This window comes from Streptomyces sp. NPDC052040 (genome assembly GCF_044548405.1).
GTDB lineage: Bacteria > Actinomycetota > Actinomycetes > Streptomycetales > Streptomycetaceae > Streptomyces.
Genome location: NZ_JBIUBV010000023.1, coordinates 23,492 through 46,850, shown reverse-complemented (window position 1 = coordinate 46,850; position 23,359 = coordinate 23,492). Strand labels below are relative to the sequence as shown.

Below are 23,359 nucleotides of genomic sequence, written 5' to 3'. Positions count from 1 at the left end.
GACGGTGCTCCCGGCTCGGCCGGCCAACACAGCGGAGGTCCTATGTCCCCGTCCGAAGCAACCTCTCCGGCAGCGCGGCACGCTCCGGCCGGTCCCCCCGGTCCCCCCGGCGCCACCGGTCTTCCCGCCCCGAGGTCGATCGCGCAACGCCGCGCCGACACCGAGCGGCTGCTGGCGGAGGAACGGCACCTCTGGCTTGCCAGCGAGGGGCCCCGCCCGCACGTGGTCCCGCTCTCCTACGTCTTCGACGGCGGTGTGATCACCATGCTCACCCGGCGGTCGGGCCGCACCGGCCGCAACCTGGCGGCCAACGCCAGGGTCCGGGCAGCGTTCGGTTCGGCGACCGACGTGGTGCTGATCGACGGCACTGTGGAACTGACCGATCCGGCTGACGTCCCAGCCCCGGTCCGGGCTCGCCACGCCCGTCTCCCGCTTGATCCCGGCCGCGTGCCGGACACCGTGAGCGTGTGCCTGACGCCGCGCCGCGTCCAGGCCTGGCGGAACTTCGGGGAGATGCGGGACCGCGTCATCATGAACGACTGCGTCTGGCTCGGCTGACCGCGCAGACGTCCCGTGCCGCGGGTGCGCAGGAGCGCCCTGCGACTCCCCCGCACGCACCCGCCGCTTCGTCGCCCCGGGCCGTCACCAGGCCCGTTCCCGCGGCCGCAGTTCAGGCCGGGCCGCTGCCCACGGCCCCCACGCCCGCCATCGCCTCAGCCGCCGCCCGCACCACCGCAAGCTGCCCCGCCAGTGTGCGGCTGAGCACGGTCAGCCCCAGCGTCGTGACGCCTGCCGCGGCGTACTGGGCGATCCGTGGCGCGATGCGGGCCACCGGGCCGATCAGGGCGGTGCGGTCCATGAAGGCGAAGGGAACGGCCTTGGCCGCGCCCGCCCGGTCGCCCGCCGCGCAGCGGGCGTGGATCTCCTCGGCGGCTTCACCGAAGCCCATCTCGGTGGCGAGAGCGAAGTAGACACCGCGTTCCTTGCTGGCGAGACCGATGAAGTTCGCGTAGTAGCCGCGCAGGGTGTCGGCGGCCTGTTCCGGGTCGTCGGCGATGGCGACCGGGACCGAGGGCACGACCTCGAAACCGTCCAGAGTGCCCCGCACCTTGCGCACATGCTCCAGGGATTCTGCGATGCGCCCAGGCGAACTGAAGACGCCGACCCAGCCGTCCGCGAGTTCGGCGGCCAGTCGCAGACTGCCGGGGCGGACGCCGGCCAGATAGAGGGGAAGGTCGGCGCGGACGGGCGCGGCGACAAGGTGGGCCGCCTCGTCGGTCCCGTCGGGCGGCAGCTGATAGTGGCGGCCGCGATGGCGGACCGGCTCGCCGCGCAGCGCCATCCGTACCACCGTCACGTACTCGCGCAGGCGACTGAGCGGCTCGGGGAACGGGACGCCGTACCAGCCCAGGGACACATCGGGGTTGGACACCCCGAGACCGAGCCGGAACCGCCCGCCGGACACGCTGTCGAGCGTGGCCGCGGTGAGCGCGGTCAGCACGGGGGTGCGGGCAGGCACCTGCATCACCCCTGACGCCAGTGCGATCCGCCGCGTGCGCGCCGCCACGGCACCCAGCACCGTGGGAGCGTCCGAGCGGAACCCCTCCGGTACGAGGGCCATGCCGTATCCCAGCCGCTCGGCCTCCTCCGCTACGTCGCAGGCGGTCTCGTGGGACAGGAAGACTCCCAGCTCCATGACTGAACTCCTTGGTCGGGTGGCGGCATCCTCACCGCGCGCGCTGGAGGACGGGCGGAGCCGTGGTCGATGCGGCAGGGCGGCGCCGCGTCCGTTCCAGGCGCGCTTCACCGCGGCGCGAACGATCCCCGAGCAGCGGGCCGCAGGATCAGGGCTCGGGCCGACACGGCCCAGGGAAGGGCCCGATCAGAGGAAGGTGCTGCCGTGCGCGTGCTGTTCGCCAGTTGGGCCTGGGCCTCGCACTACATGCCGCTCGCACCGCTGGTCTGGGCGCTCCAGGCGGCGGGCCACGAGGTCCGCGTCGCGAGCCAGCCGGCGCTGACCGGGGTGATCAACGACTCGGGTGCGACCGCCGTGCCCGTCGGCCCGGATCTGGACCACGGCGAGGTGCGGCGCCGGCAGATGGCGGGGATGACGTTCTCCGACGTTCCCCGGGTGCCGACCGCCGGGTCCTCCATGGCGAACTGGCCGCCCGAGCGGCTGCGCCGGGTGCAGCAGGTGTTCGGGACCTTCGCGGCGTACTCCGATGCGATGCTGGACGACCTCGCCGTGTTCGCCCGTGCCTGGCGGCCCGACCTGGTGGTGTACGACCCGACCACGTACGCGGGCCCCCTCGTCGCGGCGGGGCTCGGGGTGCCCGCGGTCCGGCACGTGCACGGCATCGACGTCACCTACCAGGCCCGGAACATCGTCCCGGATCTGATCAGGGCGATGGCCGGGCGGCTGGGGGTGGGCGAGGTGGACGTCCTCGGGCACGCGACCGTCGACCCGTGCCCGCCGAGACTGCAGATCCCCGCGGACGTGCGCCGTGTCGCCATGCGCTATGTCCCCTACAACGGCCCTGCGGTTCTTCCGCGTTGGTTGCGAACCCCGCCCGCGCGGCCCCGGGTCTGCGTGACGTGGGGGACGTCGACCAGCCGTATTACGGGACCGGACACGTTCATGCCGGCGCGGCTCGTCAAGGCGCTGGCGGGGATGGACGTCGATGTCGTGATGGCCCTGGTCGGCAAGGACGCGGAGCGTCTCGGGGAGGTTCCGCAGCAGGTGCGGGTGGTGGACTCGCTTGCACTGCACCTGGTGCTGCCCGAATGCGCCGCGATCATCCACCAGGGCGGCAACGGCACCGCCCTGACGGCCGCGGTGCACGGAGTGCCGCAACTGCTCCTCCCGCAGATTCCGGACCAGATATTCCAGGCGGAGCGGGTGCTGGCGGCGGGAGCCGGGGACGTGCTGCGGCCCGAGGAGTTCGGCGAGGCCGAGACGGCCAAGCGGCTCGACGCGGTCCTCACGGGTGCCGCGTACCGCAGCCGTGCGCAGGCGCTGCGCGAGGAGATGCGGGACCAACCCGCACCGGCCGAGGCGGTCGCCCGGCTTGAAGAGCTGGCTGCCGGGCGGTGCTCGCCGGCTGCCCTGGGGGCTTGAGGAGGCAGACTTATGCGTGCGTTGTTCATCACCTGGGCCTGGAGGTCGCACTACTACCCCATGGTGCCGTTCGCCTGGGCGCTGCGCGCCGCGGGCCACGAGGTCATGGTCGCCAGCCAACCTTCGTTCGCCGGGGTCATCACCGAGGCCGGGCTGCCCGCGCTGCCGGTCGGCGAGGACATCGACCTGAAGAACCGCGTCATCGTGCCCGGAAGGCAGCGCCCGGCAAGCCTGGACGACAGCGACGAGGGCGAGGCGGGGTATGCCTCGGCAGCCGAGCGCGGGCTGCGGGACATCGCCTGGACGGCGGCGCCCGCCGAGAGCGCGGCGGCGATGGCGGTCGACACCTACCGGTTCGCCGAGCACTGGAAGCCCGATGTCGTCGTGTACGAGCCGATGGCCTACCTCGGCCCCGGCCTCGCTCGCGATCTGGGCGTGCCCGCGGTACGCCTGTTGTGGGCCACCGACTTCGCCGCCTCCATCGTGCAGCGCAACCCAGACATGTTCGACCAGCTCGGCGGGCAGCTCGGCCAGGACGTGGCAAAGTCGTTCGGCGATGTGACACTGGATCCGTCCCCGCCGTCGCTGCGGATCTCCCACGACGACGTGGTGCGCCGACCGATGCGGTACGTGCCCTACAACGGCCCTGCCGTGCTGCCCGCACACCTACGCACGCCACCCGCCCGGCCACGGATCGCCGTCACCTGGGGCGGCTCGCTCTTCGACCTGGGCTGGCACGACGGCATCCTCGGCCCCCACGTCGTACGCGCCCTCACCGGACACGACGTCGAGATCGTGATCGCCACCAGCGACGCCCAGCGGCACCTCTACACCGACCTGCCCGGCAACGTCACCCACATCGGCCCCGTCGCCCTGCACCTTCTCCTGCCCTCCTGCGACGCCGTCATCCACCAAGGCGGAGCGGGCACCACCATGACCGCCATGACCACCGCCACCCCCCAACTCATCATGCCCTGGGCTCCCGACGCCGCCGTCAACGCCCGGCAGATCGAGAAGACCGGCGCGGGACGGCACCATTCCACCCAGGGCCTCGACGCCGCCGCTCTGCGCACCACTGTGGACGCCTTCCTCACCGATCTGCCCGACCACCGCAAAGCCGCCGATCTCCTGTACGCCGAACACCTCGACATGCCCGTTCCCGGCGATGTCGCCCGCCACATCGAGCAGCTCCTCCCGGTGGACGGCCCTGCCCGCCCCTGACGGGCGTACCCCCCAACCATCCGCAGTGAGTCCTCGGTACGAAAGGCAGCGAGCCATGTGGTGGAAGGACATCTACGTCAGTGCCAGCGCGGCGTGGCTCGGGCGCCGGGAAGACGTCTGGGACGCGGTCGCCGAAGGCCGCTACGACGCGGCGGAGGCGGCCCGGGACGAGTACCACGCCGTCCGGGTCGCGGACGACGTCCACCCGCCGGACATGGCGGTGGCGGCGGCCCGGCTGGCCGTGGAACGGTCTGCCGTCCCTACGGGCGACTTCGCTCTCGTCGCGCACGCGAGCGTCGGTTTCCAGGGGCGGGACCACTGGGTCCCCGCATCGTACATCCAGGCGCGTACGGTCGCGGGAAGCGCGACGGCCCTGGACATCCGGCAGGCCTCCAACGGCGGCCTGGCCGCCCTCGACCTGGCCGCGTCCTGGCTGGCGGCACGCTCTGAGTCCAGGGCGGCGCTGGTCACCACGGCGGACCGGTACGGCCTGCCGGAGTTCGACCGCTACCGGTCCGACAACGGCCTGCCGCGGGGCGACGGCGCCGCAGCGATGGTCCTGTCCCGGGGCGAGCGTGCGGGCACGACGGCGGTCGCCCGGCTGCTGTCCACCGTGTTGTCCGGTGACTCCACGCACGAGGGCGCGTACCGGGGCACCCGTCCCTGGGGCGAGCCCCGCGCAGGCCGCACCGTACCGGTCGACCTGCGTGCGCGGACCCGGGAGTACCTGGCGACGGGGGCCACCGGCGATGCTGTCGTGGCGGCGCTGACCGCGGGGCAACAGCGCGCCTTGAAGCAGGCGCTGGACGAGGCGGAGGTCAAGGCCGACGAGGTGGCCCGGTACGTGTTCCCCAACGGCCGGTGGTGGAACAGCGACCTCGATGCGGACCGCACCACCTGGGAATGGGGCCGCCAGGTCGGCCACATGGGCGCGGGCGATCAGGCGGCTGCCTTCACCCACCTCGTGGAGTCGCGAGCGGTGCGGGCCGGCGACCGCGTGGTCCTGTCCGGCGCGGGGGTCGGCATGAACTTCGGCTGTGCCGTCCTGGAGATGCTGCGGATCCCGGACTGGGAGACGCCCGGGAACGCTGCGGGCACGTGGGTGGAGGAGGGTCTGTGATGGCCGTCCTGAGCGCGTTCGTGCTGGCCGCCAGCGGAGTGCTGGCCGGCGTGCTGGTCGCGGTGGCCCTGGGGGTCGTGCCCGCGTTCCGGGGACTGCCTGCGGACCAGTACATCCGTGTGCACCGGCTCGTCGGACAGTACTACGACCATGTCATGCCGCCGCTGGTGATCTGCTCCACCGGGGTCGACATCGTCCTGGCAGTCCTGGCCGACGACGGTGGCCGCGTCGTCCTGTTCACGGCCGGCGCCGTCGCCCAGGCGGGGGTGAGTGTGGTGTCCCAGCTGGCCAACGTGCCCATCAACCGGACGGTCAAGAGCACCGATCCGCTGTGCGTCGGCCCTGACTGGGACGATCCGCGGGCCCGCTGGGCGCACTGGCATCTGGTGCGCACCGTGCTGGCGCTGTGCGCCGTGCTGGCCAACGCCGCCGCCCTGGCGATCCACCGATGACGAGTTGACGAGATGACGACCCGTGTCCGTGTCCGTGTCGCACCGACTGTGAGGTTTCGACGATGACCGAGCTCGCCGAGTCCATGCCAGATGCTGCCTCCGCCGCGGTCAAACGCCTGGCGAACGGGTTCTGCCACGCGAAACTGCTGCTGGCCGCCGAGGAACTCGGCGTCTTCGCCCACCTGCACCGATACGGTCCCTCGACAGCAGAGGACCTGGTGGAAGGGCTGCCGCTGCATCCTCGCGGCGCCCGTGACCTCCTGCACGGGCTGGTCGTGCTGGGGCTCCTGGAGCGGCGGGACGGCCGCTACGCCAACAGCGCCGCGGCCACGGCTGCCTTGGTGCCGGGCGGGGCGGACTACGTGGGCGGGTTCCTGCGGCGCGCCGACCGGATGCTGTACCCGGCGTGGCAGCACCTCGCCGAGGCCTTGGTCTCCGGCAAGCCGCAGACGCCCGGCGCCGGACCCGAGGCGTTCCGGGCCATGCTGGGCGATCCGCGTCAGCGTGAGCAGTACCTGAGGATGATGGACTCGGCCAACGGGCTCGTGGCGGGCCACCTCGCAGGCGCCTTCGACTGGGCCGCCCACGGGCACGTCGCCGACATAGGCGGTTGCCGCGGCAACCTCGTGGGGCAGTTGCTGAGGCTCCATTCCACCTTGCGCGCCACGGTGTTCGACCTGCCGGAGCTTGCGGAGTCGTTCGCGGAGCACGCCACCGCGCTCGGCGTCGCCGACCGCGCCGACTTCCGGACCGGGGACTTCTTCACCGATCCGTTGCCCGAAGCCGATGTGCTGGTCCTCGGCCACGTCCTGCACAACTGGTCGGTGGAACAACGAAAGTTCCTCGTCGCCAAGGCGTACCGGGCGGTCAGGCCGGGTGGCGCGTTGCTGATCTATGACGCGATGCTCGACGAGGAACCCACCGACCTGGCGCGCGTCCTGGTGAGTCTCAACATGCTGCTGGTCACCGAGGAGGGCTCCGAGTACACGGCCGGCGAGGCCACCGCGTGGCTGGGGGCCGCGGGCTGCGGCGACGTGCGGGTCGCTCCGCTCGGTCCGGCCGACACCCTGGTCGTCGGCCGCAAGCCCGCCGCCTGAGGGCACGGCACGGAAGGGGGGTTGGAAGCGTCATGCTCGCGGTCTACTGTTCCCGGCCCGACTCCGCCGACCCGCTGCGAGCCGCGGTGGTCGGTGACTATCCCCGGCAACCGGTGCCCGAGGGGTGGAGGGTCGTCCGGATGCTCACCACGTCGCTGAACATGCGGGAGATCAACGTACTCGGCGGCCGTGCGGGCGCCGGGCAGCGCTATCCGGTCATCCTGGGCAGCGACGGCTGCGGTGTGCTCGACGACGGCACCGAGGTGGCCGTGCACGCGTCCGTGGGGTCCCCCGGCTGGACGGGGCCGGAGAGTGTGGACCCGGGGCGCACCGTGCTCTCCGAGCGGCACGAGGGGACCTTTGCGGAGTTCGCGGTGGTGCCGTGCCGCAACGCGCTGCCGAAACCGCCCGAGCTGTCGGCCGTCGACGCGGCGTGCCTGCCCACCGCGTGGCTGACCGCGTACCGCATGCTGTTCGTCACCGCGGGCGCCGTGCCCGGTCAGACGGTGCTGGTCCGGGGCCGTCGGCGGCTGGGCACCATCGCCTCGGCGGTGATCGTGCTCGCGAGCGCGGCGGGCGTGCACGTGTGGGTCGCCGGGGAACCGGACGACCGGGAGCTGGCGACGAGGCTCGGTGCGGAGGTCTTCGTCACCGACTCCCGCCTGCTTCCCGCGCCCGTGGACGCCGTACTGGACGCCTCCGTCAGCGGAATGGGCTGGCTGGACGACGTGGCCGCCGTACACCCGCACGGGGCGATAGTCTGCGCGGGCTACCGGGCCGGTGGCGGAACGTTCCCGGGGAGCGCGGCGGACGCCATGCGCAACCTGGTGTTCCGGGAGATCCGGGTACTGGGCTCGGGCATGGGAACGGCCGAGGACCTCCGTGGCCTGATGGAGTTCCTCGTCGCCACTGGTGTGCGGCCCGCGGTGGCCGACGTACTCGACATCCGTGAGGTGGGCCGCGGTATGCGCGCCATGCTCACCGGGGCGACGACCGGCAAGCTCGTCTTCCGTCTCCCTTGAGCCTGCCGGTCTGCGCCGGGGGATGGTGCGCGGTGGTCAGCCGGATCGTCCGGTGTCGAGGAGGCGCTTGCTGCGCAGGATGCGTTCGGCGCCGGCCAGGGAGTCGCTGACGGCTTGGTAGCCGTATTCCCGCATGGCGGTTTCGTACTGGGCGATGGCGGGCTGAACGAGGTCAGGGAAGTCCGCGACCTCGGCGAGGTTGCGCGCCAGGGCGGCGGCGTCGCGCAGGGCGACGTTGGCGCCGACCCCGCCCACGGGGGTGGTGGCGTGGATGGCGTCGCCGAGCAGCGTGACCCGGCCGGCCGGCCAGGTCGCCCCGGGCCGGCAGGCCTGTATCGCCAGGGGGAAGGTCACCGCCGCGAGTGACTCGGCCAGCATCCGCTGCACGATCGGGCTCCATTGAGCGGTCATGTCGCGGGCCTTCGCGTGCAACCATTCCGGGGAGCTGCCGAAGAACTGCGCAGCGTCGACCCCGAACTGCTCGGCGGGGGCGATGAGGTTCCACTTGAGGTAGTCGTCGACGGGGGTGACCTCGGCCGGCGGGGCGAACTGGGCGATCGCCTCGTCGATGGGCATCTGGGGCTGGAAGGACCCGAGTGCCAGGGTGCGGCCCTGCGGGCCGAGGACCGGCCGGGAGCCGCCGAAGACGTTGTCCGGCAGCCACTTGCGGTTCTGTTCGTCGAGCATCAACTGGCCGTAGATCGACCACAGCCCGGTATCGATCACCTCGGCTTCCGGCACGAGTTGGCCGCGCACCGTCGAATTGATCCCGTCAGCGCCCACCAGAACGTCCGCGAACCAGATGCTGCCGTCCCGGCAGTGGGCCACGACCCGGTCGTCGACAAGCTCGTAACGCTCGAATTCCTTGTCGAAGAAGACGTGGCCGCTCATCTCGGACATCAGGATCTGGCGAAGCGTGTGGCGGTTGACGACGATGCTCGCCGTCGCCTCGTCCACGGGCCGGGCGGGGACGGCGGAGTGCAGTTCGTTGAGGTTCTCGTCCAGCGTCATGCCGCGGGACTGGTAAGGCTTGTTCGCCGTCGCGGTGACCAGCTGGTAGTAGTCCTCGTCCAGGCAGTCCGCGAGCGCGGCCCGGCCGTGTGCGTCTATCTTGAGCCGGAGGCCCTGCGCCCGGGCGTCCGGGGCGACGTCCCGTTCCAGGACCACGACTCCGATCCCTCGTTTGCGCAGCCCCTGCGCGAGGCACAGCCCTCCCACGCCGGCACCGGCTACCAGTACGTGCATCTCATCCTCCAGAGGTCGAACGTGTCGACGCGGTCGGCGATTTCTCTCTCCTGCACGCGCTCGGTGACGGCACCCGCCCGCAGCCGGGCCCGGCTGCGCCATCAGCCATGGCGCTGCTCGGTGCGCCGGGCGGTGAGGAAGGTGTTCAGCCGAACGGTGCCGGCGGTTCCGTCCACCTCGACCAGGTCCCCGTCGCGCAGGACGGCGGTGGCGTTGCCCGTGGCGACCACTGCCGGGATCCCGTACTCGCGGGCGAGGATTGCCGGATGGGACAGCAGGCTGCCGCCGTCGGCGACGAGGCCCGCGAGGCTGGGGAAGAGCACCGCCCACTGCGCGGTGGTCTCGGGGCAGACGAGCACGTCACCCTTGCGCACCCGGCCGAAGTCGCCCGGGCCGCGGACGATGCGGGCCAGGCCGGTGGTCCGGCCGGCGGAGGCGCCGAGTCCGCCGAGTCCGTCCGTCTGTGGTGTCTGCGGCGGTGCCGTCTGCATCTGGCGGGTCGTCCAGCGGGCCACGTCCCTCACGTGCCGGACGCCTGCGGGGAGTTCGGACGGGTCCCGGTCCGGGTCCGGGTCCTGGGCGGGTCCGGCGGTCGGGGTGCCGTAGAAGCGCGGCCCGGGGTGGGCGAGGGCCCACTGGTGCCGTGTCCGGCCGAGCCGTACCTCCTGGTGGAGGTCGGCCGAGTTGCCGAGTGCGGCCAGGGCCTGCTGGAGCGGGACGTGGAAGACGTCCTCCTGCCGGTCCAGCTGTCCCGCGGCGGCCAGGCGGGCACCGATCTCCAGGGCGGCGTAGCGCAGCAACGCCCAAGCGGAGACGGCCAGATGCGACTTCTCGTCGCGGATGGGCGCGCTGAGCTCGGCGGCGGCGAGCGCCGCGGCGAAGGCGTGGCGTTCGGTGGCCGGCCGGGAGGCGAGCCGGCGTTCCAGCTCGGCGCGGAGCGGGTGGACACGGCGGGCCAGGGCGGCGCGGCGCTCCTCGGGGTCGAAGTGTTCGTCGAGTTGCGCGCTCACCATGGCGAGTACCACGGCGGGCCGTTCGGCGAACGTCGGCTCGGTGAGGTCGAAGCCCGGGCTGCGGTGGCCGTGCTCGTCGAGGTACGTCTCGAACGCCTCGGCGAAGTGCGGGTTGAGCGAGTGAAGGCGTTCGAGGGCGCCCGCCGTGTCGCGTTCCAGCTCCGCACGCAGGACGGGGTCGTCGGCGGCCTGCCTGGCCAGGTCACCCAGTCCGATGACGGCGCCCATATGTGCGCCGGCCAGCCCGCCGCGCAGGGGCAGCAGGTCGCCCGGCGGCCAGTCGAGGTACCGCTGGGCCAGCAGGCCCAGTTGTGCACTGAGGAACATGGCGGCTCCGGCGAGCCGGAAGTAGACGTCGTGGAATTCCGCGAAGAACGCGGCGACCTCCTCGGTGTGGGCGGCCAGCGCCGGCTCGGTCAGGGCCCGGATGTCGCGTTGGCGTAACTGCCCGATGCGCGCAGCGTAGGCCGGTTTCCACTCGGACTCCCAGCGTTCGACGAGGGCGAGCGGCTCGCCTTCCGCGACCTGTTCGGCGATGCGCCGCGTGCTCCCGGCCTCCGCGGGACCGGAGTTGAGGTACACCCAGCCGCCGATCTCCGTCGCGGTCAGCGCGACTTTCGTGGTGAAGGCGAACAGGTGCCGCGCGGACGCCGACAGCACGGGCAGGTACACGGTGGCCTCCAGGCGCGGCCTCGGGGCCGGGGACCTCGGGTCCCTGACGTGGAAACCCGGCGGCACCTCCACGGCGGGGGGCGCCGGATCGTCCGCGAGCGTGGTGATGGGCCGGGCCTGCAAGAGCCACAACGTGCCGTCGCTGAACGCCCATTCCACGTCCTGGGGCGTGCCGAACTGCTCGGCGACCCGGTCGGCGAGCTGGGCCGCCTCGCCTGCCTGCGCCGCGGTGATGGCCTTGCCGGGACCGGACACCAGTCGGGCCGTGCCGTCCCGGACGGACCACTCGTCGGCGTCGCTCTCGCCCGCCATCAGCCGGTCGCCGAGACCTGTCACGGCGCTCACCAGAGTCTCGTCGCGGTCGCCGGTGACCGGGTTCGCGCTGAAGGCCACGCCCGCCGCGGTGGCGGGGACCATGGCCTGGATGAGGACGCCGACCGGTGCGGGGGTGCCCACGCCGCTGCGGTAGGCGGCGAGGTGGTCGGAGAACGCCGAGGCCCAGCACTGCCGGAGCGCCTTGATCACGGCGTCGACGCCGACCACCTTGAGTACCGAGTCGTATTGTCCGGCGAACGACCGTCCCGCCAGATCCTCCTCGACTCCGGACGACCGGACCGCGACGGGCACGCCGCCGAGTGCGTCGAGCGCCGCCGACAGCTCCTCGCGCAGCGCCGATGGGAGGGGGGCGGTGCGGATGCGCTGCACGGCGGCGCGCGGGTCGTCGCCGACGCCGTCGAGTACGTCCGCGAGAACCTGCCAGGGCACCGCGAACCCGTCGGGCACGCGGAAACCGGCGTGGCGTGCCTCGCCGAGTACCGCGGCTTTCCTTCCGACCCGGTCCCAGTCGTCGAAGCGGAGTCGGGCGAGTTGAATGAGATCGGCCATCGGCTCTGTGACTCTTCCGTCGCTAGGTGTCCCGCGCGAAGCGGGAGTTGGCGTGTCTGTGACTGTTGGGATGGTCGGTGGGGAGGAGCTTCTTCGAGACCGGGCCGGTGGTCACGAACAGCATGATCCCGGCGTCGTCGCACGGGAGCAGGAAAGCCGATGTCAGAACCATGGCCGCGGCGATTTCGACGAATTGGGCGCCCACCACCACATCCGGTTTGCGCCAGTGAATCGTGCTAGCGCCGTGAACGCCCCGATCAAGATGCCTGGGGCCGTGAGCGCCGGTATCACGCGGACGCCGAACGCGCTCAAGGCCTGTGGACCGCCGATCGGCAAAGAGCGAGGAGTGCGGTTGTGATGCCGCCGAGCTGCGGTCGTTTCCGCTTCATAGATTTCCCTGCGCTCCTCGCCTTGCGTGCTCGGTTCGTCAGCAGTCATTCCGCCGGCCCCCGGACCGTGTAGTGGACTACATACGGACTTCGCCGGGCGTTTTCTCCCGGGTGCCGTACTCCGGGTCCGGCGCGAGTATCTTTTCGCCGGTTCAGGTTCCGACCGCGCGCATCATGGCGAGTTCGCCGTTCATCAGGGCATCCATGAAGGAGTGGACCAGCGGAGGCATGACGTAGCTGCCCGGTCCGATGCCGGCGGCGACCGAGCGCAGAAACCGCAGATCTTTCAGCTGGGTGAGGACGCGTTCGGCGTGGAGGCGGTCCCAGCCGCACAGTTCGGCGATCCGCACCGACGTCATGGAGGTGAGCTCGGAGACCGCCATCATGGTCAGGGCCTTGCGTCCCTGGCCGTCGAGCAGGCGGTACCCGGCGGCGTAGGTGTCACGGATGTCCCATTCCCCGAAGCGGAGTTCCTCCAGCCGGGCCTCGGGGTCGGTCAGCCGCTGGGCGGCTGCCGTCAGCGAGGTGTATGCGCCGGTGGCGATTTTTGCGGCCACGATGCGCAGCGCCACCGGAAGCTGGTCGCACAGCCGGGCGATGTCGTGGGCGACGTCCTCCTCGCCCGCCATGCGTTCCGCGCCGACCATCGAGCCCAGGATCGCCACGCACTCCTCCAGCGCGGGGACGTCCAGCCGGAACGACCGCGACCCCTCTAAGCCGCCGATGGCCAGCTGCGTTCCGGTGATGAGGACCGTACTGCCCGGTCGCGACGTCAGCAGCGGGCGTACCTGGACGCGGGAGGCGGCGTTGTCCAGCAGGATGAGGACCTCGTGCTGCCCGGTCCAGCTCCGGAACAGCTGGGAACGCTCGTCGAGGTCGGCCGGGATCTCCTCGCCCTTGAACCCGGCACCGCGCAGGAAACGGCCGAGCACCTGGTACGGCTCGACGCTGCCGCCGCCCAGGTCGGCGTAGAGCTGGCCGTCACAGAAACGGTCCCTGATTTCGTGGCAGACACGGACCGCGAGCGCGGACTTCCCCGTCCCCGGGCTGCCCGTCAGGGTCACGACGGTCGGCGCCAGGGTGTTCTGGTTCGTCGTCAGGATACGGTCCAGCTGCTCTATCTCGGCAGCCCGTCCAGTGAATTCCGCAATGTTGCCGGGCAGTTGTGCCGGGGAGATCGTCTCCCGCGCCTGCCACGATAACTCGATTTCGCTGACGGTGCTGGAGTCAGCGTTCAGAATCTTGTTCTGGAGTTCCTGCAGACTGGCTGAGGGGTCGATGCCGAGTTCGTCTTGCAGGTTCCTCCGGATCATCTGGTAGACGACCAGCGCCTCGGAGCGCCTACCCATTCTCTGCAGGCTTATCATGAGTTTCGCGTGCAGGTTCTCGTGATACGGGTGCTCGGCACACAGCAGTTTCAGTTCCGCGACGAGTTCCTGATGATATCCGAGCCGCAGCTTGGCCTCGATCCCCAGTTCCACGGCCTGCAGCACGGATTCACCGATCTGGCCTATGTAGGAAGCGATTATCTCACCTCCGATCACATCGTTCAGCGGTGCCGCCGGGCACATATCGAGTGCCTTCGTGACGATCGCGAGTGCGGATTCGTCGGCTCCTTCCTGAAGATGCTCCCGGGCCTGCTCCATCAGGTTACGAAAAATGTCCAGGTCCAGTTCTGTCGACCTGAGCCGCAGTTCGTAGCCGATCGGCTTGGTGAGGAGGATTTCCTTGCCGTTGAGGCCGTTCTGGGTGAGGATCTGCCGCAACTGGTACATGTACGTCTGCAGGGTCGCCGTGGCGCTCACCGGCGGCTCCTGCCCCCAGAGTTCGCTGATCAGCGACTCGATCGCCACCACCCTGTTGCTACGGAGCGCCAGATAGGCGATGATCGTCCGCAGTTTCGGAGCTGTCGGCGTGACGTCGACGCCCCCGACGGTGAGACTCAAGGGACTGAGCACCGAAATCATCAACGATGACGCGTCCGCTCTTCCGGTGCCGCGGTTTACTCGATGACGGTCCGATTCACTCCCGTTGCCGTCTGCGGCGCACCGGTCAGCCGCCACATCTTTACACTGCCACATACCGAACAGATCTCCCCTGTTGCCAAGCTTCCCGCTACTGGTCATCCATGACGAGTTCAAATGCCATAGACAGCGGTGCGATTCGGCCATGCACGTTCGATAATTGCTCGCGATCACCATTAGAAACTAGGTGTCTCAAGCACACAAGGCGGTATTCACATATGGCCCGATAGCTTCCCCGCACCGGACGGCCGACGAGCCGGTCTGCGGCCCGGGGAGGGCAACGGTCCGTCACCTGTGCGTTGCGAACAGTGCGCTTGAGTCAGAGAAATCGGGAACAATCCGGCAAAGTCACGGTACTTGTCGCGGCCGGCACCGCCCGTCGGCTCGCAGTTGCATTTGTATTTCTACACCATTTCCTTGCCAGATCATTGCCTTGGGGTTCAGTATCGGCCTTCTTGTGTGCAGATCCAGTTGCGTACCCGAGGAGTTCGTTTCACTGAATGGCTCCGGGATATACAGGAAAGGCGGGAGCGTCATGAATCAAGCCCTGTCACGTAATCGGTGGTACCGAGGTATGACGGACATCGTTGACATCGCGCACTGATCGGCCATCCCGTGACGTGCGTCGGTTGGTGTCAGCGGCGGATCCCGGAAGCAGGCGAAGACGGCGCCGCAGTCTGGTAACGGAATTTTCGCCCCGGTGCGCGATGACAGCCGCAGGCCACGACTGGTCGCCGTAGCGGCGCAGTGGTACCGGCGGACGCGAGTCATCGCGGCGAGTCGGCACACACCTTCACAACCGTGTCCACTTCCGTGCGCCACAGGCCGGCGAGGCGCGCCGCGCGCCGCTGGTCGAGGACGTCGACGCGGTGTTTGATCCGCGCCGTGGTCCTGGTGGCGAACCACACCTCCAGCGTCACCTCGAACGCGGACTCCGGCTTGAGACGAGGCACGTACACACTCTCGGCGCCATCGAGGCGCAGGCTGAGATCAGTCTGTTCCTGCGATACAAACGCCGCCTGGCACAACGGTGTGCGGTGTGCGTCGTGGGCGACGGCTTCGCCGACGATGCTTTCCAGCGGAGAGAATTGGAAGCGCAGGGCCTTGGCCAGTCCCGCCACGGTTTGCCCGAGGTCGCGCTCGACGTCCCGCTCGACATCGCCCTCGACGTGTCCGGGGGCCCGGAACCTCAACGGCACCACCGAGACAAAACATCCGATCGCGGTCATGCTCGCCAGTGAGGTGCGCCCGCTGACCGGCAGCCCGACGGCAAAGTCGCGACCGCCGGTGAGGGCACGCAAGGCTCTCACCCAGGCGGTGAGCAGAAGGGCGTTGGGCGTGGTGGCCGCGTTCCTCGCGGCCACTTCGAGCAGACCGGTGTGGCGGGGCGACAGGACGACCAGCTGTTCGCCGAGGGCGCCGGGTGAGTCGGGCACGGGGCTCAGCGGCAACGGCAGGTCAGGCACGCCGACGAGGTCCTGGGCCCACTCCATCAGGTCGCTGCGGTCCCGTTCCGTCTCCGCCTCGCTCTGCGCACGCCAGATCCGCTCGTAGTGGCTGGGCGGATCGCCGGGCGGGAGTTCGCCGTGCCTCAACGCGCGGTAGGCGGCGCCGAGCTGGGAGAAGAACAGCGTCGCCGACCATCCGTCGAACGCGACGTGGTGCACGCAGACGACGAGGTGTGAAGGCCCGTCGTCGGTCGTGCCGCAGGCCACCAGTAGCGCCCGCACCGGCAGGTCGCGGTCCAGGTGGAAGGGGCGATGGGCGAACGCACGCAGAGCCTGCTCGTGCTCAGGCGGCGCGGCGTGGCGGACCTCCAGCACCTCGCCCACGGCGTCAGGTTCCACGACCGTGGTGAGGAGCCGGTGGGACTGCCTGGTGATGAGGGTGCGCAGGGCGGTGTGCCGGCCGATGACCGTGCGCAGGGCCCCCCGCAGCGCCGCCTCGTCGACCGGGCCGGTGATCCGGAAGGTGAAGGAGTCCATCGCGTCCGGTGATCCGGGGCTCTCCTTCTCGCCGAACCAGTACCGGGCCTGCGGTGCGGGCAGACCGGCGAGCCACCGTACGTCCTTGGTCACGACGGCAGAACCAGCGACGTGAAGCAGGCGACGAGCGCGCGGTCCATGGCGGTCAGGAACGCCGAGAAGGCGGCCGGGTCGAACCGGTCGACGGCGCCCTTGGTCGCCGACATCACGAGCCGGGCCGCACCGTCGACGGTGCTGTAGGCGTTGCAGAGGTAGCCGGGGACGCTGCCGAAGTGGCCGATACCGGTGCGGCCGGGGGCGAACTCCCGGCGGAACAGACCAGGGCTGACGCCGGGGCTGGGGGGTGGCGGGATGAAGGAGGTGACTTCGGCGAGCGCGGGCGGGGGCAGCAGCCGGCCGTCGAGCAGCGCGGCGAGAAACACGTCGAGGTCCCGGGCGCTGGAGATGATCTCGCCGGCGGCCCCGTACCAGGACGGGCTGGAGTGCGTGACGTCGGCCACCATCGGCCGCCCGTCGTGCCGGTAGCCGAGGTAGCCGTGGGCGTGCGGGCCGGGGATGGCCATGTCGCACCCCGGCACGGTGGTGTCGGCCAGGCCCAGCGGCTGCACGATCCGCCGGTCCACCTGCTGTGCGTACGGTTCTCCGGTGATTTCCTCGATGAGCAGTCCGACCAGGACGTAGTTGGTGTTGGAGTACGCGAAGCCCTCTCCGGGCGCGAAGTACGCGGGCCGGTCCAGCGCGAAGCGGACCAGCTCGTCGGGAGTGTAGGAGGTCGCAAGCTGCCGTACGTACAGCTCGCCGCTGGTGGCGAAGAGCCCGGTCTGCGCCTTGCTGTCGCGCTCGTTCTCCCCCGAGTAGCTGTACAGGCCGCTGACGTGGGTGAGGAGCATCCGTATGGTGATGCGGCCATCAAGGCCGAAGCGCGGAAGGTACCGGTCGACTGGATCGTCGAGATCCAGCTCGCCCTCGGCCATGAGCAGCAGCACGACGGCCGCCACGAAGGTCTTGGTGACGCTGCCGATGCGGAAGCGGGCATCCTCGGGGACGGGATCCGGCCGACCGCGTCGGGCGACGCCCGCCGTGGCGGTCCACACGCCGAGCCGGTCGTGCACCCGTACCAGGACTCCGGTGGCCCCGGCGGCGACCATGTCGTCCATGGCTCTGGTCAGCACCGTACGTGCGCCGCTGTGCAGCGGGGCCGACTGCGTGTCGTTCAACTCCTCGTCTCCCGTCCGTCGAAGGGTTGTCCGTCATCCGCGGCCGGCGGAGATCCAGTGCGGGTCCCGGGACCGGGCCCCCGCCACCGCCCCGGCCACGGCGTCCAGTCGCCGGATGTGGTCCTCGCCGAGCACGGCGCCGGCCGATGCGAGGTTGTCGGCCAGATACCGCCGTCGCCGGGTGCCGGGGATCGGCACCACCGGCAGGCCGAACTCCCGGCCCTTGGCCTTCAGCCAGGCAAGGCTGACTTGCGCCTGGGTCAGACCGGTCTCCTCGGCGACCGAGGCGATGGTCCCGGTCGCGGAGACGTTCACCGCGAGGTTGTCCTCGCTGTAGCGCGGCATCAAGGCCCGTCGCAGGTCGTCGGCCGACAGCGAGTCTTCGCTGACCGTGCCGGCGAGCATGCCGCGGCCGAGCGGCGAGTACGGTACGAACCCGGCACCGAGCTCGGCCGCCGCCGGGACCACCGTGGCCTCGACGTCGCGGCTCCACACGCTCCACTCGGACTGCACGGCCGCTATCGGGTGGACCGCGTGGGCGCGACGCAGTTCGGCCGCGGTGACTTCGCACAGACCCAGGTGGCGCACCTTCCCGGCGGTGACGAGTTCGGCCATCGCGCCGACGGTCTCCTCGATCGGCACGTTCGGGTCCACCCGGTGCAGGTAGTACAGGTCGATGGTGTCGGTGCCCAGCCGCCTGAGGCTGGCTTCGGCGCAGCGCGCCACATAGGACCGGTCGCCGCGGGCGCACCTGGCCCCCTGGAGATCGCCGGTGATGCCGAACTTCGTCGCCACCGTCACTTCGGCGCGCCGGTCGGCCAGCAGCCGGCCGACGAGTTCCTCGTTCGCGCCGTTACCGTACACATCGGCGGTGTCGAGGAAGGTGACACCGATGTCGACGGCGTGCCGCAGGAGCGCGAGTGCCTCGTGCGGGCTGACGGGTTCGGCAGCCGGGCTGAAGACCGACATGGTGGTGCCGAGGCCGACGGGGCTGAGCCGCAAGTCCTCGCGGAGAAGAACAGTCATGGTGGACGCAGCATGCCGGGGACGGCTCGGATACCGATCCAGCATCGCTGTCCTGCCCCTCGATCAGCAGCTCGATGCGGGCACGAATCCGCTCCGACGGCCGCGCACCAGCGTCGGCGGCGCCACCTGAGGAGAACGGAGGTCGGCGCATGGACGCCCCCGATGGACGCGGAGAAAGCCCCGCGGCCGGTGGCAGGTGCCCGGTGGAGGCCGTGCCCGCAGGCGTGCCGCTGTTCCCGATGCGCCGGCCCTGCCCGTTCGGGCTGCCGGCCGCCTACGCCGAGATGCGCGAGCACGCGCCGGTACGGCGGGCGCGTCTGGCCGGCGGCTCCCTGGTGTGGCTGGTGTCCCGCTACGAAGACATCCGGGCCCTGCTGGGCGACGCCCGGCTCAGTTCGGACCGGTCGCGGCCTGGTTTTCCCTCCCTCGACAGCGAGACCGCCCAGCTCGCCACCGTGCCGGTGTTTCTCGGCATGGACGCGCCGGACCATCTGGCGCACCGCCGCATGTTCCTGTCGGAGTTCCTGCCCAGGCAGGTCGATGAGCTGCGGCCGTTCGTGCAGAGTTGCGTCGATGGGCACCTGGACCGGATGGTCGCGCAAGGGCCGTCGGCCGACCTGGTGACATCGCTGGCGATGCCCGTGCCCGCACTCACTATCGGCCGGATCCTCGGCGCGCCGGAGGGCGCACTACCCCGGCTGGAGCAGTTGTCGGTGGCCGCGCTCACCCATCGTGGCACCGAGGCGTTCGAGGAACTGTTCAACTTCGTCAGGGAGATCGCCGACGACGCAGCCGCATCGCCCGCTTCGGCCGGCGCCGGCATGATCGGCAGAGTGCTGCGGGAGTACGTCGCGGCCGGTCAGCTCGAAATGTGGTCCATGCTGGCCACGGTGTTCGTCATCCTGCTGGCGGGCTACGAGACGACCGCGCACATGATCTCGCTGGGCGTCCTGACACTGCTGCACCATCCGGAGCAGCTCACCGCGGTACGCCGGCATCCGGAGTTGGTACCCCAGGCGGTCGAGGAACTGCTGAGGTTTCTGTCGGTCGGTGAGCTCGCCGCCGTGCGGATAGCGGCCGAGGACATCGAACTGCGCGGGACGACGATCCGGGCCGGCGACGGCGTGGTGCTGCTGGGCGCCGCGGGCAACAGGGACCCGAGGGTGTTCGAGGACCCGGAGCGCTTCGACGTCCACCGCTCCCCCGGTCGGCACCTGGCCTTCGGTCATGGCCCCCATGCCTGCATCGGGGCGCGGGTGGCGCGGCTGGAGCTGACTGTCGTCCTGACCACCTTGCTGGAGCGCCTGCCCGGTCTGCGGCTCGCGCAACGCATTCCCCACGACGCGGTCGACTACGAGGCCGTGCTCTTCGGGCTGAAGAGGCTGGAGGTCACGTGGTAAGCGCACCACCGCAGGCGGTCCTGAGCGGGGAAGCGGCCGAGCCGCCCACCGACTGGCCGGCGACTCTGAGCGCCGCGCTGCTGCGTGCGGCGGACGGTGGCCGCACCGTCACCACCGTCGACGCAGGCGGCGAGGAACTGGCGGTCACCTACGGTGATTTGGCCCATGCCGCGGGCCCGGCGCGGTCGGCGCTGCGCGCGGCGGGCGTCGGTCCCGGTGAGCCGGTCGTGCTCGCGGTCCGCGACAGCATGCGATTCCTCACCGCGTTCTGGGCGTGTGTGCTCGAAGGAGCGGTACCGACCCCGATCGCGCCGCCGGCGGCGGGCCCCTCCGGGGAGGCCGACCGGGGCCGGCTGCGGGGCGTGTGCGAGCTGTTCCGCGGGCCGTTGGTCGTCGTCGACGAGGACTGGGCCGACGAGGACGCCGCCATCCGCCGCCTCGACCTGCGAGCGCTGCCCCCGTCCGGCAGCCAGGCGGCCGAGCCGCAGCCCGGTGGGGCCGTGCAGCGGTGCCCGGACGACGTCGCGGTGCACTTGCTGACGTCGGGCAGCACCGGCGTGGCGAAATGCGTGCCGCTGACCCACCGGGCGCTGGCCCACCGTGCGTGGGCCGCGGCCCGGCACAACGGGTTCGGGCCCGACGAGGTCGCGCTGAACTGGATGCCGCTCGACCACATCGGCGGTCTGGTCATGTGGTGCCTGCAGTCCGCGTTCTTGGGGTGTGACTACGTCGACGTGGACACCCGCCTCATCCTCGGGGACCCGCTGGCGTGGCTCGACCTGCTCAGCGCGCACCGCGCCACGATGACCTGGGCGCCCAACTTCGCCTACGGCCTCGTCAACAGCGAGCTGCGCCGGGGCACCGGGCGCAGCTGGGACCTGCGCGCGCTGCGGCACATGCTCAACGGTGGCGAGGCCGTCGTCGGCGCGACCGCCCAGGAGTTCGCCGCCCGGCTGGCCGGGCACGGTCTTCACACGGACGCCGTGCACCCGAGCTGGGGCATGTCGGAAACGGGTTCCGGGGTGGTCTACTCGCGCCTGGACGCCGCCGACACCGCCGTGGGCATGGTGCATGTGGACGCGGCCTCCCTCGACGGTGCACTGGCCTTCGTCCGCCCCGGCCTGCCGAGGTCGCTTGCCCTCACCGTCACGGGCGTCCCCCTGCCGGGCGTCACGGTCCGCATCACCGGCGAGGACGGCCAGGTGCTGCCGTGCGACCGGGTGGGCGACCTGGAGATCAGCGGGTCCACGCTGTTTCGCGGTTACGTGGGCAACGTGGAGGCGAACCGGCAGGCGTTCACCGCCGACGGCTGGTTCCGCACCGGGGACCGGGCGTTCGTCCACGAGGGCGAGCTGACCCTCGTGGGGCGGGGAACCGACGCCATCGTCGTCAACGGTGTCAACGTCCCCGTCCACGACATCGAGGCGGCACTGGAGTCGGTCCCCGACCTCAGGCCCGGCTTCGTCGCGGTGTGCGGGGTGCACACCCACCGCGGACAGCGCCGCACCGTCGTCTTCGCGGCCCGCACCTGTGCCGCCACCGCGACGTCGGAGGAACTCGTCTCCTCCGTACGTGAGGTGACGGGACGTCGGTTTGGTTTCGTGCCCGACGACGTGGTGTTGATCCCGGCGGAGTCCTTCCCGAAGACGGCGATCGGCAAGATCCAGCGGAAGCGGCTCGCCAAGGAGTACGCCCGTTCCGAGGACCCGGCATCCTGGATGTGCACGGAGATCTGGGACCCCACCCCCGCGCCACCGCCCCAGGGGACGCAGCCAGGGGTGCTGCTGCTGTTCGGCGACGCGGAGGACGCGCGAATCGCGCCGCCCGGCAGCGTCGTCGTCTCACGCGGCCCCGCCTTCCGTGAACTGACCCCGCTGCGCTACGAGATCGACCCGGACGACCCCGCCTCGCACGCGGCTGTGCACACCGCCCTGGACCGTCACGGCCTGCGTCCCCGGACGGCGGTCTACATCTGGCTGCCCGGAGCGGACACCACGCTGCCCCGGACACCGGGGCCCGAGGTCCTCGACGGAGGCGGGCCCGCCTCGCTGCTGGTCGCCCTGCAGTCCGCGCAGCGTGCCCCGGCACCTCCCGAACGGTTTCTCATCGTGACGCGCCACGCATGCGCGGTCCGCGCGGACGAACCGGTGAACCCGCTGGCGGCGACCGTGACCGGACTGGTCAGGACGGCACGGACGGAGGGCGTCCGGCTCGACGTGCGGCAGGTGGACTTCGGCACAGCCGAGACCCCCGCCACCGTCCTGGACACCCTGGCCGGCGAGGCTCGTAGCGCCGACGGCGAGGCCGTCGCCGCCTATCGGGACGGCACCCGGTACGTGCCCCGCAAGGTCCCCGTGCAGGCGCCGGCTCCGGCTGACCCCGGCACCCCGTCCGCGTTGCGCACCGGCGCCACGGCACTGATCACCGGTGGTTTGAGCGATGTGGGGTACGAGCTCGCGCGGCACCTCCAGGGCCGGTACGGCATGGACCTGGTGCTGGTGGGACGCACCCCGGTGGGCGTGGGCGGCGCCGGAGAGCGCGCGCGGCGCCTCACCGCGCTGGCGGAGCGGGGCCGCGTGCACTATGTGTGCTGCGACGCCGGTGACGAGGCGGCCCTCGAGGGGGCCGTCACCGAGACGGAGACCCGGTGGGGCGGCACGGTGGGGCTGGTGCTGCACCTCGCGTCGCAGGACGTGGGCAGCAACTGGCTGGAGCCGGAGGGGCATGTGGTGGCGAACGAGCCGGTGGACACGTTCCGCTCCGTCCTGCGGAACAAGTTCCTGACCGCCTGGGCCGCCGCGCGACTGGCGGCCCGGCGCCCCTCGTGCACGCTGGTGCTGTTCTCCTCGCTCAACGGCGCCTTCGGTGCCTCCCCGTTCGGCTCCTACGCGGCGGCCTGCACAGGCGTCGACGCCTTCGCCCGCGGCCCGCGCCGGCCCGGTTCCGCATCGGCGCACGCCCAGGCGTGGAGCGTGTGGTCGGGCCTCGGTATGAGCCGGAAGGCCGCCGAGCTCGACGTGGCGGTCCGCCGCCGGGGCTTTCGGACCATGAACCGGGACGAGGCAGTCGACCTGTTCGAGCTCGCGCTCGACGCGGGCGAACCCTACCTGCTGCTGGGTTACGTCCCGGGACGGGGCACCGGGACGCGGGACGCGGACCGGCCTGGTCCGCGGTCCGCGCGGGCAGCCACCGGGGACGTCCGCCCGCTGACACCGTGGCAGGACGCTGTCGTCCGGGTGTGGTCGCAGGTGCTGGAGCGGCAGGACGTAGGGGTCGACGACAACTTCTTCTCCCTGGGCGGGACTTCGGTCATGGCGATCCGGGCTGCCGCTCTCCTGTCCGACGACTGCGGCGTCCGCGTCCCGGTCGTCGAGATCTATGACAACCCGACGGTGCGCGCACTGGCCACCGTCGCCGAGCGCGCTGCCGAGCAGCCTGCACCGTCATGAGCGCCCGGGGGCCGGGGCGAGGAG

17 protein-coding genes are annotated in these 23,359 nt (G+C 71.1%); 9 read left to right on the top strand and 8 right to left on the bottom strand.

The features are described from left to right. Window positions 1-42 precede the first annotated feature (42 nt). Complete coding sequence (locus ACIHAA_RS30020) at window positions 43-558, top strand: pyridoxamine 5'-phosphate oxidase family protein (RefSeq protein ID WP_399822670.1); 516 nt, start codon at window positions 43-45, stop codon at window positions 556-558. Between the two features lie 112 nt (window positions 559-670). Here the strand turns inward: ACIHAA_RS30020 and ACIHAA_RS30015 are convergent, their stop codons facing one another. Beyond that, window positions 671-1,696, bottom strand: a complete 1,026-nt coding sequence (locus tag ACIHAA_RS30015; protein ID WP_362265954.1) for an LLM class flavin-dependent oxidoreductase — start codon at window positions 1,694-1,696, stop codon at window positions 671-673. Between the two features lie 204 nt (window positions 1,697-1,900). Here ACIHAA_RS30015 and ACIHAA_RS30010 point away from each other — a divergent pair, with 204 nt between their 5' ends. From ACIHAA_RS30010 to ACIHAA_RS29985, 6 genes are all read left to right on the top strand, one after another. Further along, window positions 1,901-3,118 carry a nucleotide disphospho-sugar-binding domain-containing protein gene (locus ACIHAA_RS30010; RefSeq protein ID WP_399822668.1) on the top strand — a complete coding sequence of 406 codons (1,218 nt, stop codon included), beginning with the start codon at window positions 1,901-1,903 and terminating at the stop codon, window positions 3,116-3,118. A gap of 12 nt (window positions 3,119-3,130) precedes the next feature. Next, window positions 3,131-4,339, top strand: coding sequence for a nucleotide disphospho-sugar-binding domain-containing protein (locus ACIHAA_RS30005; protein WP_399822666.1), 1,209 nt, complete (start codon window positions 3,131-3,133; stop codon window positions 4,337-4,339). A gap of 55 nt (window positions 4,340-4,394) precedes the next feature. Then, window positions 4,395-5,459, top strand: coding sequence for a ketoacyl-ACP synthase III family protein (locus tag ACIHAA_RS30000; RefSeq protein WP_399822664.1), 1,065 nt, complete (start codon window positions 4,395-4,397; stop codon window positions 5,457-5,459). Further along, window positions 5,459-5,911: an anthrone oxygenase family protein gene (locus ACIHAA_RS29995; protein WP_399822663.1), complete on the top strand. Its 453-nt coding sequence runs from the start codon at window positions 5,459-5,461 to the stop codon at window positions 5,909-5,911. The genes ACIHAA_RS30000 and ACIHAA_RS29995 overlap by 1 nt, the downstream gene beginning before the upstream one ends. A gap of 62 nt (window positions 5,912-5,973) precedes the next feature. Then, on the top strand, window positions 5,974-7,008 hold the full coding sequence (locus ACIHAA_RS29990; RefSeq protein ID WP_399822662.1) for a methyltransferase: 1,035 nt from the start codon (window positions 5,974-5,976) through the stop codon (window positions 7,006-7,008). Between the two features lie 32 nt (window positions 7,009-7,040). After that, window positions 7,041-8,030 carry a zinc-binding alcohol dehydrogenase family protein gene (locus ACIHAA_RS29985; RefSeq protein ID WP_399822660.1) on the top strand — a complete coding sequence of 330 codons (990 nt, stop codon included), beginning with the start codon at window positions 7,041-7,043 and terminating at the stop codon, window positions 8,028-8,030. 36 nt (window positions 8,031-8,066) lie between these two features. Here the strand turns inward: ACIHAA_RS29985 and ACIHAA_RS29980 are convergent, their stop codons facing one another. From ACIHAA_RS29980 to ACIHAA_RS29950, 7 genes are all read right to left on the bottom strand, one after another. After that, window positions 8,067-9,275: an FAD-dependent oxidoreductase gene (locus ACIHAA_RS29980; RefSeq protein ID WP_399822658.1), complete on the bottom strand. Its 1,209-nt coding sequence runs from the start codon at window positions 9,273-9,275 to the stop codon at window positions 8,067-8,069. Between the two features lie 101 nt (window positions 9,276-9,376). Beyond that, the gene (locus ACIHAA_RS29975; RefSeq protein WP_399822656.1) at window positions 9,377-11,845 is read right to left on the bottom strand and encodes a PEP/pyruvate-binding domain-containing protein; all 2,469 of its coding nucleotides are present in this window, start codon (window positions 11,843-11,845) and stop codon (window positions 9,377-9,379) included. A 22-nt stretch (window positions 11,846-11,867) separates the two neighbouring features. After that, the gene (locus tag ACIHAA_RS29970) at window positions 11,868-12,017 is read right to left on the bottom strand and encodes a hypothetical protein (RefSeq protein ID WP_399822654.1); all 150 of its coding nucleotides are present in this window, start codon (window positions 12,015-12,017) and stop codon (window positions 11,868-11,870) included. A gap of 369 nt (window positions 12,018-12,386) precedes the next feature. Beyond that, the gene (locus ACIHAA_RS29965) at window positions 12,387-14,405 is read right to left on the bottom strand and encodes a BTAD domain-containing putative transcriptional regulator (protein ID WP_399822652.1); all 2,019 of its coding nucleotides are present in this window, start codon (window positions 14,403-14,405) and stop codon (window positions 12,387-12,389) included. A 620-nt stretch (window positions 14,406-15,025) separates the two neighbouring features. Then, the gene (locus ACIHAA_RS29960; protein ID WP_399822650.1) at window positions 15,026-16,336 is read right to left on the bottom strand and encodes a condensation domain-containing protein; all 1,311 of its coding nucleotides are present in this window, start codon (window positions 16,334-16,336) and stop codon (window positions 15,026-15,028) included. Continuing rightward, entirely contained in the window at window positions 16,333-17,460 is a 1,128-nt protein-coding gene (locus tag ACIHAA_RS29955; protein WP_399822648.1) for a serine hydrolase domain-containing protein, read from the bottom strand. Before ACIHAA_RS29955 ends, ACIHAA_RS29960 begins: the two co-directional genes overlap by 4 nt. A gap of 33 nt (window positions 17,461-17,493) precedes the next feature. Next, a complete protein-coding gene (locus tag ACIHAA_RS29950) occupies window positions 17,494-18,486 on the bottom strand; it encodes an aldo/keto reductase (RefSeq protein ID WP_399822646.1) in 993 nt (330 codons plus the stop codon). Window positions 18,487-18,689: 203 nt separating this feature from the next. On the opposite strand from ACIHAA_RS29950, the gene ACIHAA_RS29945 reads away from it, so the two are divergent. Further along, window positions 18,690-19,886 (top strand): cytochrome P450, encoded by a 1,197-nt coding sequence (locus ACIHAA_RS29945; RefSeq protein WP_399822644.1) that lies wholly within the window; start codon window positions 18,690-18,692, stop codon window positions 19,884-19,886. Then, on the top strand, window positions 19,880-23,335 hold the full coding sequence (locus ACIHAA_RS29940; RefSeq protein WP_399822643.1) for an SDR family NAD(P)-dependent oxidoreductase: 3,456 nt from the start codon (window positions 19,880-19,882) through the stop codon (window positions 23,333-23,335). Before ACIHAA_RS29945 ends, ACIHAA_RS29940 begins: the two co-directional genes overlap by 7 nt. The last annotated feature ends 24 nt before the right edge of the window (window positions 23,336-23,359 follow it).